General features: G+C 53.9%; 13 protein-coding genes and 1 tRNA gene. 2 read left to right on the forward strand and 12 right to left on the reverse strand.

Features of this window, described 5'->3' with window-relative positions; genetic code table 11:
* Nucleotides 1–77 precede the first annotated feature (77 nt).
* The 12 genes from RTN40_RS03350 to cydA form a co-directional block, all read right to left on the reverse strand.
* A tRNA-Lys gene (locus tag RTN40_RS03350) sits at nucleotides 78–153 on the reverse strand.
* 176 nt (nucleotides 154–329) lie between these two features.
* On the reverse strand, nucleotides 330–1,121 hold the full coding sequence (gene cpoB / locus RTN40_RS03355) for a cell division protein CpoB (protein WP_312227219.1): 792 nt from the start codon (nucleotides 1,119–1,121) through the stop codon (nucleotides 330–332).
* Nucleotides 1,122–1,130: 9 nt separating this feature from the next.
* On the reverse strand, nucleotides 1,131–1,652 hold the full coding sequence (pal, locus tag RTN40_RS03360) for a peptidoglycan-associated lipoprotein Pal (RefSeq protein WP_312227220.1): 522 nt from the start codon (nucleotides 1,650–1,652) through the stop codon (nucleotides 1,131–1,133).
* Between the two features lie 34 nt (nucleotides 1,653–1,686).
* Complete coding sequence (tolB, locus tag RTN40_RS03365) at nucleotides 1,687–2,979, reverse strand: Tol-Pal system beta propeller repeat protein TolB (protein ID WP_312227221.1); 1,293 nt, start codon at nucleotides 2,977–2,979, stop codon at nucleotides 1,687–1,689.
* 130 nt (nucleotides 2,980–3,109) lie between these two features.
* The gene (gene tolA, locus RTN40_RS03370) at nucleotides 3,110–4,462 is read right to left on the reverse strand and encodes a cell envelope integrity protein TolA (RefSeq protein ID WP_312227222.1); all 1,353 of its coding nucleotides are present in this window, start codon (nucleotides 4,460–4,462) and stop codon (nucleotides 3,110–3,112) included.
* A 39-nt stretch (nucleotides 4,463–4,501) separates the two neighbouring features.
* Entirely contained in the window at nucleotides 4,502–4,930 is a 429-nt protein-coding gene (tolR, locus tag RTN40_RS03375; RefSeq protein WP_103819804.1) for a colicin uptake protein TolR, read from the reverse strand.
* 3 nt (nucleotides 4,931–4,933) lie between these two features.
* Complete coding sequence (gene tolQ, locus RTN40_RS03380) at nucleotides 4,934–5,626, reverse strand: Tol-Pal system protein TolQ (protein WP_103819805.1); 693 nt, start codon at nucleotides 5,624–5,626, stop codon at nucleotides 4,934–4,936.
* Nucleotides 5,623–6,027 carry a tol-pal system-associated acyl-CoA thioesterase gene (ybgC, locus tag RTN40_RS03385; protein WP_312227223.1) on the reverse strand — a complete coding sequence of 135 codons (405 nt, stop codon included), beginning with the start codon at nucleotides 6,025–6,027 and terminating at the stop codon, nucleotides 5,623–5,625. Before ybgC ends, tolQ begins: the two co-directional genes overlap by 4 nt.
* A gap of 147 nt (nucleotides 6,028–6,174) precedes the next feature.
* Complete coding sequence (gene ybgE / locus RTN40_RS03390) at nucleotides 6,175–6,468, reverse strand: cyd operon protein YbgE (protein WP_312227630.1); 294 nt, start codon at nucleotides 6,466–6,468, stop codon at nucleotides 6,175–6,177.
* On the reverse strand, nucleotides 6,468–6,581 hold the full coding sequence (cydX, locus tag RTN40_RS03395; protein WP_103819808.1) for a cytochrome bd-I oxidase subunit CydX: 114 nt from the start codon (nucleotides 6,579–6,581) through the stop codon (nucleotides 6,468–6,470). The genes ybgE and cydX overlap by 1 nt, the downstream gene beginning before the upstream one ends.
* 14 nt (nucleotides 6,582–6,595) lie before the next feature.
* Nucleotides 6,596–7,735: a cytochrome d ubiquinol oxidase subunit II gene (cydB, locus tag RTN40_RS03400; protein WP_312227224.1), complete on the reverse strand. Its 1,140-nt coding sequence runs from the start codon at nucleotides 7,733–7,735 to the stop codon at nucleotides 6,596–6,598.
* A gap of 15 nt (nucleotides 7,736–7,750) precedes the next feature.
* The gene (gene cydA, locus RTN40_RS03405; RefSeq protein WP_312227225.1) at nucleotides 7,751–9,352 is read right to left on the reverse strand and encodes a cytochrome ubiquinol oxidase subunit I; all 1,602 of its coding nucleotides are present in this window, start codon (nucleotides 9,350–9,352) and stop codon (nucleotides 7,751–7,753) included.
* An 850-nt stretch (nucleotides 9,353–10,202) separates the two neighbouring features.
* Here cydA and glmS point away from each other — a divergent pair.
* Both glmS and glmL read left to right on the forward strand, forming a co-directional pair.
* A complete protein-coding gene (gene glmS / locus RTN40_RS03410; protein ID WP_312227226.1) occupies nucleotides 10,203–10,652 on the forward strand; it encodes a methylaspartate mutase subunit S in 450 nt (149 codons plus the stop codon).
* Nucleotides 10,652–12,052 carry a methylaspartate mutase accessory protein GlmL gene (gene glmL / locus RTN40_RS03415; protein WP_312227227.1) on the forward strand — a complete coding sequence of 467 codons (1,401 nt, stop codon included), beginning with the start codon at nucleotides 10,652–10,654 and terminating at the stop codon, nucleotides 12,050–12,052. Before glmS ends, glmL begins: the two co-directional genes overlap by 1 nt.
* Nucleotide 12,053: the final 1 nt, after the last annotated feature.

Below are 12,053 nucleotides of genomic sequence, written 5' to 3' on the forward strand. Positions count from 1 at the left end.
AACCGCCGACCCCCTCCGTGTAAAGGAGATGCTCTACCAACTGAGCTAATCACCCACTGTACAACTTGAAACAATAGTGGTGGGTCGTGCAGGATTCGAACCTGCGACCAATTGATTAAAAGTCAACTGCTCTACCAACTGAGCTAACGACCCACTATTTTACTGCTTTTTGCGCTGCTTCCAGGCTGTTTGATATCCCGTGGCAACGGCGGCATATATTACTGATTTATGAAGACGGCGCAACTAAAATTTCGAGCGAGATCACTTAACTGCTTATGATTCACTCGACAAGACCAGAAACAGAGCGATATCTGGTCATGCCGCATGCATTACATAGCACTGAGTTTTTTCTGCGCCTGCTTTGCGCCATCGGTGCCGGGATATTTGCTTACCACCTGCTGATACACCGCTTTGGCTTTAGCAGTATCCCCTTTCTCCTGCATGATCACCCCGACCTTGAACATCGCGTCCGGTGCCTTGGGTGATTTCGGGTAATTTTTAACGACGGAAGCAAAGTAGAATGCCGCATCGTCTTTTTTACCCTTGTTGTAATTCAACTGACCCAGCCAGTAGTTGGCGTTAGGAATGTAAGTTGAATCCGGGTAATTTTTGACAAAGCTACTGAACGCGGCGATAGCATCGTCCTGGCGGGATTTATCCTGCACCAGCGCGATAGCGGCGTTGTAGTCGGTATTGGCATCGCCGCTCTGCACCGGCGTGCTGGTGGCTGCTGCCCCCGCTGCCGGCGCGGGTGTTGCGGTAGCCTCCCCGCCCTGCTCGCCTGCCGTGGGCTGCGCTGCCGCCGCGCTGCCGCTGCCCAGGCTGTCAATCTGCAACAGGATCTGCTTCTGACGCTCAACAATCTGATTCAGCTGATACTGGCTCTCCTGAATCTGGCCGCGCAGGGAGTCAATATCGGATTGGTTGTCAGAGAGCTGCTGCTGGAGCTGGGTTAAAAGCTGGCTGTGAGCGTTAGAGATGCGCTCAAGTTGGGTGACCCGGTCTTCAACCGAGCCTGAGCCGACACTACTGATTGGCGCTTGCGCAAAAGCGGCCCAGGGGGCCGCTATGCCAACCAGTAACGACAGACTCAACAGATGATGTCTGAAGTTACTGCTCATGCAATTCTCTTAGTAAACCAGTACGGCGCGACGGTTTTTAGCGTAAGCTGATTCGTCGTGACCCAGTACTGCAGGTTTCTCTTTACCGTAAGAAACGATGGAGATCTGGTCAGCAGAAACGCCTTTACCCTGCAGGTACATTTTAACGGCGTTAGCACGACGTTCACCCAGGGAGATGTTGTACTCAGGCGTACCACGTTCGTCAGCGTGACCTTCTACGGTGACTTTGTAGGACGGGTTGCTACGCAGGAAGTTAGCGTGCGCATCCAGCATTGCAGCGAAGTCAGAACGGATATCGTACTTGTCCAGATCGAAGTAAACGATGTTGTTCTGCTGCAGCTGCTGCATCTGCAGACGTGCCTGCTCTTCGGAAGAGGCGCTGCCGTTGCCGTTTGCGTCCATACCAGTGCCGGCACCCAGCATGCCTTCGCCGCTCTGGTCGTTGCTTGCGTTCTTGTTAGAAGAACACGCTGCGATTGCCATAACAGGCAGAGCCAGCATCAGCCCTTTCAGCACTTTGTTCAGTTGCATTTCTATGATTCCTTTAGTAATCAATTAATTATTATTACAGATACGGTGACCAGGCAGGTGATTTTACCTGTCCATCAGTCGCCGGAAGACGCGCTTTGAAACGCCCATCTGTAGAAACCAGATTCAGCACGGATCCCATCCCCTGAGAAGAGCTGTAGATTACCATAGTGCCGTTAGGTGCCAGACTTGGCGTTTCATCCAGGAACGTTGACGACAGAACCTGTACGCCACCCGCTACCAGATCTTGTTTGGCAATGTGCTGCTGCCCACCGTTGGAGCTGACCATTACCATTGTTTTACCGTCGCTGCTCACGTCAGCGTTCTGATTCTGCGAACCTTCCCAGGTGATGCGCTGTGGAGCACCGCCGTTGATGTTCATTTTATAAATTTGTGGACGACCGGCCTGGTCAGAGGTAAAGGCCAGGTTTTGGCTGTCCGGGAACCAGGTCGGCTCGGTGTTGTTGCTGCGACCGTCGGTGATCTGGCGGATCTGGCCAGAGCCGATATCCATCACATAGAGGTTCAGGCTGCCGGTTTTCGACAGGGCAAACGCCAGCTTGGTACCGTCCGGAGAGAACGCCGGTGCACCGTTATGACGCGGGAACGAAGCAACCTGACGTACAGCACGGTTAGCCAGCGTCTGGATAACAAGCGCAGAACGACCACTCTCAAAGGTCACGTAGGCCAGCTTGCTGCCGTCCGGAGACCATGACGGTGACATCAGCGGCTGCGGTGAACGGTGCACAACGAACTGGTTGTAACCATCGTAGTCAGAGACGCGCAGCTCATACGGGAACTGGCCGCCGTTGGTCTGCACAACGTAAGCAATACGGGTACGGAACGCACCTTTGATACCGGTCAGCTTCTCGAAGACTTCGTCGCTGGCAGTATGGCCCGCATAGCGCAGCCACTGCTTATTGACCTTGTAGGAGTTCTGAGCCAGCACGGTTCCCGGCGCACCGCCGGTATCAACCAGCTGGTAGGCCACGTTATAGCTGCCATCCGGGTTAGGGGTTACCTGCCCAACGACAACGGCATCAATGCCCAGCGCAGACCAGGCTGCAGGCTGAACTTCCTGAGCGCTGCCCGGCTGCTGCGGCAGACGAGAGCGGTCCAACGGATTGAACTTGCCGCTGTTGCGCAGGTCAGCGCCAACGATGCCGCCGATATCTTCAGGCGCAGCGCCAGGGCCCGCCCACTGGAAAGGAACCACGCCAATCGGGCGTGCTGAATCTACGCCCTGGGTAATCTCAATGCGCACTTCCGCGTGCAGCACTGCCGCCCAAAGCACCAAAAAACCAAACACTACACGTAATGCCTGCTTCATCTCATCTCCCTTATCCGGGCGATAAACCCGCGATAATTTAGCAGAATGTTAACAAACTCAATATCCAAAATGACCACAGCCCAGTGGAAACAGTAGTACCCTTTCCACCTTTACGTGGGGAAAGTGTAACCTAAGGTTTAAAGTCCAGTGGAGCATTTTTAAACACTTCGTAAACGGCCTGGCTCGGCGGTTTCGGGATCTTCGCCTGACGTGCTGCGGCTAATGCAGCCTGACAGAGCGCAGGATCGCCACCTTCGGACTGAATATCTAATAGCAAACCATCCGGGGCCAGTTTTATGCGCAGCGTACAGGTTTTGCCCGCGTACGACGAAGCGTCATAAAACTTAGTCTCGATCGCTGACTTGATCATCCCGGCGTAGTTGCTGATATCCGCACCCGACGCGCCATTGTTTTTAGTACTACCACTTCCGGCTGGCGCTGCGTTATTTCCTTTCGCGCCGCCGCCGGTTTTCGGCGCATTCTTACCTGAACTCAGGTCACCGAAAAGGTCGTCAACGTCTGACGCAGCCGCTTTCTCAGCTGCTGCGGCTTTTTTCGCCGCAGCGGCTTTGGCTGCCGCCGCTTTATCCGCAGCCGCTTTTTCAGCGGCGGCTTTCTTCTCAGCGGCCGCTTTTTCTGCCGCAGCGGCTTTCGCAGCGGCGGCCTTCTCGGCGGCGGCGGCGGCTTTCTCTTCAGCCGCCTTTTCAGCAGCGGCTTTCTTCTCGGCAGCCGCTTTTTCTGCCGCCGCCGCTTTCGCAGCGGCAGCCTTCTCGGCAGCTGCGGCCGCTTTTTCAGCAGCGGCTTTCTCCGCTGCCTGCTTAGCGGCATCGGCCTGGGCTTTCTTCTCGGCGTCCTGCTGTGCCTTCTTCGCCGCCTCGGCTTCGGCTTTCTTCTGTGCATCCGCTGCGGCTTTTTTCGCCGCGTCGGCCGCGACTTTTGCCTCGGCTACGGCTTTGGCTTTCGCATCCGCTGCGGCTTTTTGTGCCGCCTCTTCTGCTGCCTTCGCCTGGGCATCGGCCTGCGCTTTCGCGTCAGCCGCCGCCTTTGCCGCGGCTTCTTCAGCCTGCTTCTGTTTCTCTTGCGCCTGCTTTGCCGCCTCTTCAGCCTGTTTCTGCTGCTGGGCCTGCTCGCGGGCCTGCTCCTGAGCCTGTAAGCGCTCTTTTTCCAGCTGCTTCAGACGCTCCTGCTCGGCGGCCTGCTTTTCACGCAGCTCTTCCGCCTGCTGTTGCGCCTGCTTTTCACGCTGCTCTTCTGCACGCTTCGCGCTTGCCTGCTGCTGCTGCTGGCGATTGTACTGCTGCACGACCGCACCGGGATCGACCATAACGGCGTCAATGGCCGAGCCACCGCCACCGCCCGCAGAGGCATCTATATGCTCATCAAACGAGCTCCAGATCAGCGCTGCAAACAGAATGACGTGCAGCACTGCTGAAATAATAATTGCCCGTTTAAGCTTGTCGTTTTGTTCGGTTGCCTTTGACACTCTCGGTTCCCAAAAACTGTCTGCCTGCTCAGCAGCGGATTAAATAGGCTGGGTCATTAAGCCAACCGACTTCACACCCGCGCTATGGAGCAGGTTCAGCGCTTTAATTATTTCATCGTAGGGCACTTCTTTTGCGCCACCGATTAAGAAGACCGTTTTCGGATTGGATTGCAGGCGACGTTGCGCTTCGGCAATCACCTGCTCCGGCGGCAGCTGATCCATACGATCTTTTTCCACTACCACGCTGTACTGACCCACGCCGGAAACCTCAATGATAACCGGTGGGTCGTCATTGGAGCTGACGGTTTGCGACTCGGTCGCATCCGGTAGGTCCACCTCTACGCTCTGCGTGATGATGGGTGCCGTCGCCATAAAGATCAGCAGCAGCACCAGCAATACGTCGAGTAACGGTACAATATTGATCTCGGACTTCAGCTCACGACGACCCCGACCGCGTGTTCTGGCCATGGCTTACCCCTTATTGCTCTCGGTGCTGGTAAACGCCTGACGATGCAGAATTGCGGTGAACTCTTCCATAAAGTTGTCGTAGCTCAGCTCAAGCTTGTTGACGCGTTGGTTCAGACGGTTATAGGCCATCACCGCAGGGATAGCGGCAAACAGGCCGATAGCGGTAGCGATCAGCGCTTCCGCAATCCCCGGCGCAACCATCTGCAGCGTCGCCTGCTTCACCGCGCCCAGCGCGATAAAGGCGTGCATAATCCCCCACACCGTACCGAACAGGCCGATATACGGGCTGATGGAGCCTACAGTCCCAAGGAACGGAATGTGCGTCTCCAGCGTCTCCAGCTCGCGGTTCATGGAGATACGCATTGCGCGAGATGCCCCTTCCACGATCGCTTCTGGCGCATGGCTGTTCGCCCTGTGCAGGCGGGCAAACTCTTTAAATCCGCTATAGAAAATCTGCTCTGAGCCGGCCAGGTTTTCACGGCGTCCCTGGCTCTCCTGATAGAGACGGGAAAGCTCGATACCGGACCAGAATTTGTCCTCGAACCCTTCGGCTTCACGGGTAGCCGCGTTAAGAATACGCGTTCGCTGAATAATGATTGCCCAGGATGCGATAGAAAAACCAATCAAAATCAACATGATAAGTTTGACCAGAAGGCTTGCCTTCAGGAACAAATCAAGGATGTTCATGTCAGTCACTGCTTAAACTCCGCGACAATAGACTTGGGAAGCGCACGAGGCTTCATTAAGAGTGGATCAACGCAGACAATCAGTACCTCAGCTTCGTTCAGCACGTTATTCTCTGCATTGACGATCCGCTGCGTGAAGACCAGAGAGGTTCCACGCATTGATGTAATTTCCGTTTGGACTTCGAGCATATCGTCGAGTCTGGCGGCTGCAAAATACTCCAGCGTCATCTTGCGTACTACGAATGCTACACGCTCTGCCAACAAAACCTGCTGGCTAAAGTGGTGATGTCGCAGCATCTCCGTGCGTGCTCTCTCGTAAAAAGCGACGTAGCTGGCGTGGTAAACCACACCACCGGCATCGGTATCTTCATAGTAGACACGAACCGGCCACTTAAATAACGTTGTATTCACTTTACATCCCGGTAATGCAATATAAGTAGAGCCTTCAAACGCTGCTACTATACGCGGGGGAAAGGTGGTTTGGAATGGGTTGAAGTAAACGCAGCGTAAAAATTTATGGGCTTATGAAAGCCCATATCGTTAACGGACATTTCTCATTCAAAAGAAGAAAAAGATAAGCCCAATAGCAAGGACGATATCGGCGATAAGCGGGCAGAAGATGCCCTGCCAGTGAACGGCTTTCGGACGGAACCCAACCCCGTGGATCACGCCTGCGCAGACGGCCCACATCATTAGCAGACCATGCCAGATTGCCAGCTCGCTGGTCTTTGCTGCAAAGCGGGTGGGATCCCAGAACATGCAGCCTGCCAGCACCAGCGCCATCACTAAGGAAAGGGCCCTGAGCGGGCCCTTATCCATTACCGCATAGAGTTTTGCGATAATAGGTTCCATCATGCTTTTTCTTTACCTGCCTGGGTCGCTTCAACGTGCTCCAGCGCCAGGGCGGTAATCACGCCAAATGCACAAGCAAGAAGCGTTCCTAAAATCCATGCGAAATACCACATTGTATGCTCCTTACTTAGTACAGAGAGTGCGTGTTGCTTTCAATATGCTCTTTGGTAATGCGACCGAACATTTTCCAGTAGCACCATGAGGAGTAGAGCAGAATAATCGGCACGAAGACCGCAGCCACCCAGGTCATCAGGTTGAGCGTCATCTGGCTTGATGTCGCATCCCACATGGTCAGGCTGGCGTTCAGCACCGTGCTGGACGGCATAATGAACGGGAACAGCGCAATGCCTGCGGTCAGGATGATGCAGGCCAGCGTCAGGGACGAGAAGAGGAACGCCCATGCCGATCTGTTCAGACGACCGGCAACAAAGGTAAACAGCGGCAGCACAACGCCCAGGGCCGGGATCGCCCACAGGATCGGCGTGTTGTTGAAGTTCACCAGCCAGGCACCGGCTTCACGCGCCACCTGCTTGGTTAGCGGGTTCGACGCAGCGTGATGATCGATCGTAGAGGTCACCACATAACCATCGATACCGAACATAACCCATACCCCTGCCAGCGCGAAGCAGACCATGGTCACTAGCGCCGTCACCTGCGTGATCGCACGGGAGCGCACATACACTTCGCCTGCGGTACGCATCTGCAGGTAGGTTGCCCCCTGCGTCAGGATCATCGCCACGCTCACTACGCCAGCCAGCAGACCAAACGGATTCAGGAGCTGGAAGAAGTTACCGGTATAGAAGAGGCGCATATACTCATCCATATGGAAGGGTACGCCCTGCAGCAGGTTACCGAAGGCAACGCCAATTACCAGCGGCGGCACGAAGCTGCCGATAAAGATGCCCCAGTCCCACATGTTACGCCAGCGCGGATCTTCAATCTTGGAGCGGTAGTCAAAACCGACCGGACGGAAGAAGAGCGAGGCCAGCACCAGGATCATCGCCACATAGAAACCGGAGAAGGCGGCGGCGTAGACCATCGGCCAGGCAGCGAACAGCGCGCCGCCTGCGGTGATCAGCCACACCTGGTTACCGTCCCAGTGCGGAGCAATGGAGTTGATCATAATACGGCGTTCGGTGTCGTTACGCCCCAGGAAGCGGGTTAACATCCCCACGCCCATATCCCAGCCGTCGGTGACCGCAAAGCCAATCAGCAGAATGCCAACCAGCAGCCACCAGATAAAACGTAATACTTCATAATCAATCATTTGACGACTCCTGTCTTAGCGTGCCGGCTGAGAAGCAACGGTGGGCTGCCCATACTGAGTATCGGTCTCAACGTTAGCCTGCTCGTAGTGATAACGACCCGTTTTCAGACTGCTCGGCCCAAGGCGTGCAAACTTAAACATCAGGAAGACTTCCGCCACCATAAACAGCGTATAGAGTCCGCAGATAAGGATCATAGAGAACAGCAGATCGCCTACTGTCAGCGAGGAGTTAGCCACAGCGGTCGGCAGCACCTCACCAATCGCCCATGGCTGACGGCCATACTCTGCAACGAACCAGCCGGTCTCGATAGCAATCCACGGCAGCGGGATACCGTACAGCGCGGCACGCAGCAGCCAGGATTTGCTGCCGATACGGTTACGGCAAACGGTCCAGAAGGAGACTGCAAAGATCAGCAGCATCAGTACGCCGCAGGCCACCATGATACGGAACGCAAAGTAGAGCGGCGCAACGCGCGGGATAGAGTCCTGCGTAGCCTGTTTGATCTGGTCTTCGGTGGCATCGGTGACGTTAGGCGTGTAGCGCTTCAGCAGCATGCCGTAGCCGAGGTCTTTCTTCATGCTGTTAAACTGGTCGCGCACGTTCTGATCGGTGGAGCCTGCGCGCAGCTCTTCAAGCAGCTGATAAGCCTTCATCCCGTTACGGATACGCTCTTCATGCTGCACCATCAGGTCTTTCAGACCGATAACCGGCGTATCAACGGAGCGCGTAGCGATAATACCCAATGCATACGGGATCTGAATGGCAAAATTGTTCTCTTGCTTGTCCTGATCCGGAATACCAAACAGGGTAAACGCCGCCGGAGCCGGCTGGGTCTCCCACTCGGCTTCAATAGCAGCCAGTTTGGTTTTCTGCACGTCGCCCATCTCATAGCCAGACTCATCGCCCAGCACGATAACAGAGAGCACGGCAGCCATGCCGAAGCTGGCGGCAATCGCAAAGGAGCGCTTGGCGAACGCCACATCGCGGCCGCGCAGCAGATAGTAGGAGCTAATGCCAAGGATAAACATCGCGCCGCAGGTATAGCCCGCCGCCACGGTGTGCACAAACTTCACCTGAGCGACTGGGTTAAGCACCAGCTCAGAGAAGCTCACCATCTCCATGCGCATGGTTTCGAAGTTGAAGTCCGATGCAATCGGGTTCTGCATCCAGCCGTTTGCTACCAGGATCCACAGAGCAGAGAGGTTAGAACCCAGCGCCACCAGCCAGGTCACCGCCATATGCTGCACTTTGCCTAAGCGATCCCAGCCAAAGAAGAAGAGGCCAACAAAGGTGGATTCAAGGAAGAATGCCATCAGACCTTCAATGGCCAGCGGTGCACCAAAGATATCGCCTACGTAGTGAGAGTAATAGGACCAGTTAGTCCCGAACTGGAACTCCATGGTCAGACCGGTGGCCACGCCCAGCGCAAAGTTGATACCAAACAACTTGCCCCAGAACTTGGTCATATCTTTATAGATTTGTTTGCCGGAAAGAACGTAGACCGTTTCCATGATTGCCAGCAGAAACGCCATACCGAGCGTTAAAGGAACAAACAGGAAGTGGTACATCGCGGTTAAGGCAAACTGCAAGCGTGACAGTTCGACTATATCTAACATCATGACTCCTTGCGCATCGCATGAAGACTTCGATAGCAAACCCCGTTAGAGAGGGTCCGCACACATGCCCCAATACAAAATTATCTTTTGCTTTTCACTGCTGCTGAGGCGCTAAAAAAGCTCAGCCGCAACGAAAAGTTACAGACAGGTTAATAAAAAGCCCAAATTGATCTCGCGATATATTACGCCGCAAATCCCTTACAATAAATAGGTTTTTAATAAACCTTTTTTACGTTTTTCGACGGGGATCAATTTATCGCCAGTTTACAACTTTTCGACCATTTTGATCAGCGACAATTTAACGACTTTTAGAAATTTTTTCCATGTTTTAAATATTGATCTAAATCAATTTTTGGCCGTAATTGTTAATTATGTGTCCTCATAGCTCTTCTGGTGAAAAATATGTTAACAATATGTTCCAATAAAAGTGTGATGGTTAAAAATATGGTCGTAATGACGCAGTCATGTTCATGCTACGCTTTGTTAATAATGAATGGGGAAATACATTTCAGTTAATTATAATTGTGGTTAAAACTTACCAAATACTTACCCACACGCCAGAAAAAAATAATTCTTTATTTTTCGTACCGCCTCACAATTTATCATTAATATAAACAAAAGCACAGGTCAAAAAATTATTAAAACTGTTATTCAAAAATTCACAACCACTTGTTTTTAAAGTAATTTAATTTAAGAATCAATAAAATAACCCTTTTGAAGAAAGACCTTTTGAAAATAGATCAATTGCCTCTCCCTCCCCCTCCCCTCACACTTTCCGCAACTCCAAAGCCTTTATGTCTTTAGGCCTGATTGACTCTCATCTTAGCGACAAATTATTAGAGGATGCCCCATGAAAAAATCAACGCTTGTCATTGGCGTAATTGGTGCCGACTGCCATGCCGTCGGCAACAAGGTTCTGGACCGCGTTTTTACCGCCCACGACTTTCGGGTGATCAACCTCGGCGTGATGGTCAGTCAGGATGAGTACATTGACGCCGCTATCGAAACCGGGGCCGATGCAATTGTGGTCTCCTCTATATACGGTCACGGCGACATTGACTGCCTGGGTTTACGTGAACGCTGCATCGAACGCGGGGTTGGCGAGATCCTCCTTTACGTCGGCGGCAATTTAGTGGTCGGTAAACATGATTTTGCTGAGGTTGAGAACAAATTTAACACCATGGGTTTCGATCGTGTTTTTTCCCCGAGCCACGATCTGGAAGATGTTTGTCAATTAATCGCTAATGATATTAACAATAAATTAACTCATCGCCGCCAGCAGCCGGAAGAGGTTGCGTAATGCGTACGATATCTGTCGATATTGGATCGACCTGGACCAAGGCCGCACTGTTTGAAATCGAAGGCGATCGTCACCTCAGGCTTCTTAACCAGGCGGTCACGCCAACCACGACTCACCATCTTGCCGACGGTTTTTTCGCCAGTCTCAATCAGCTGCTGGAGGTGACGGATGCCAGACCGCTGCTCAGACGCGGTGACGTCACGCTTAAATACTCCTCTTCTGCTAAAGGTGGGCTGGCCGTCGCCGCAATGGGTTTAGTACCTTCCATAACCCTTGAAGCAGCAAAGATAACGGCCCATTCGGCAGGCGCAAAAATCACTCACTATTATGCCTACAAGCTGACGCCTCAGGATATTCGCCAGCTTGAGGCCTCCCCGCCCGATATCCTGCTGTTCGCCGGAGGAACCGACGGCGGAGAGACGCGCTACGGGCTGGACAATGCGCGCCTGCTTGCCGCATCCGGGCTGGAGTGTGCAATTGTTTACGCCGGGAATCGTGACATTCAGCATGAGGTTCAGCAGCTGCTGGCCTATAAGCAGCTGACCGTAGTGGATAACATCCTGCCCGAGCTGGATTCGCCCAACCCGCTCCCTGCCCGCCAGGCAATCTGTGACATTTTCCTCTCCCACATTGTGAAAGGAAAAGGGCTGGACGTCATCGTAGATGAAACGGGTGAGGCTCCCATGCCTACGCCATGGACGGTGTTTGAGCTGGTTAAGCTAATGAGCCAGCATGACGATGCCTGGCAGGCGTTCATGCTCATTGATATGGGGGGCGCGACAACCGACGTTTACTCCGCCTGCGCCAATATCCTCTCGCCGGACACCGTGCTTCCCGGCCTGCCTGAACCTTTTGTAAAACGCACCGTTGAGGGCGACTTAGGGATGCGGGTCTCTGCTGCGGTAGTGGGAGAGAGCACGCGTGCGCTTATCGACACGCTTCTCGCCTCACAGCCCGAGCAGCATGCCGCGTTCTATCGCTACCTCGACAAGCTCGTTGCCTGTCCTGGCTCCCTGCCTGCCAGTCCTGAAGAGCACCGTTTCGATGCCCTGCTGGCCGGGCTATGCGTGGCCTATGCCAGCGAACGCCATGCGGGAACAAAAAAAGCGGTGGCGACCTGCGCTGGCACGGTCGATCTGCAGATTGGACGCGACCTCACCCCGGTACGCAAGGTAGTTGGCTTCGGCGGCTGGCTATCCCGTGCGGCGGCGTTTGATATTCATCGCTGGCTTAAATATCGCGAACTCGATGCCCGTGGCAACCGGATCCTGCTGCCCGAGCATTTCGACTACTACCGCGATGAAAAAGGCCTGATCCCTCTGCTGGCTAATGCCGCACGTCTCTACCCGCAGGCGGCTGCGCTCGCCAGCATTCACTGTTTAACCCCAAACGCAAGGTAGC

The organism is Pseudescherichia sp. (assembly GCF_031987975.1).
Lineage (GTDB): Bacteria > Pseudomonadota > Gammaproteobacteria > Enterobacterales > Enterobacteriaceae > Pseudescherichia.

Bases quoted from the DNA above. Each gene is read 5' to 3' on its own strand.
- glmL (WP_312227227.1), top strand. From the start codon at position 10,652: ATGCGTACGATATCTGTCGATATTGGATCGACCTGGACCAAGGCCGCA.
- pal (WP_312227220.1), bottom strand. From the start codon at position 1,652: ATGCAACTGAACAAAGTGCTGAAAGGGCTGATGCTGGCTCTGCCTGTT.
- cydX (WP_103819808.1), bottom strand. From the start codon at position 6,581: ATGTGGTATTTCGCATGGATTTTAGGAACGCTTCTTGCTTGTGCATTT.
- cydB (WP_312227224.1), bottom strand. From the start codon at position 7,735: ATGATTGATTATGAAGTATTACGTTTTATCTGGTGGCTGCTGGTTGGC.
- tolR (WP_103819804.1), bottom strand. From the start codon at position 4,930: ATGGCCAGAACACGCGGTCGGGGTCGTCGTGAGCTGAAGTCCGAGATC.
- tolB (WP_312227221.1), bottom strand. From the start codon at position 2,979: ATGAAGCAGGCATTACGTGTAGTGTTTGGTTTTTTGGTGCTTTGGGCG.
- glmS (WP_312227226.1), top strand. From the start codon at position 10,203: ATGAAAAAATCAACGCTTGTCATTGGCGTAATTGGTGCCGACTGCCAT.
- ybgE (WP_312227630.1), bottom strand. From the start codon at position 6,468: ATGGAACCTATTATCGCAAAACTCTATGCGGTAATGGATAAGGGCCCG.
- cpoB (WP_312227219.1), bottom strand. From the start codon at position 1,121: ATGAGCAGTAACTTCAGACATCATCTGTTGAGTCTGTCGTTACTGGTT.
- cydA (WP_312227225.1), bottom strand. From the start codon at position 9,352: ATGTTAGATATAGTCGAACTGTCACGCTTGCAGTTTGCCTTAACCGCG.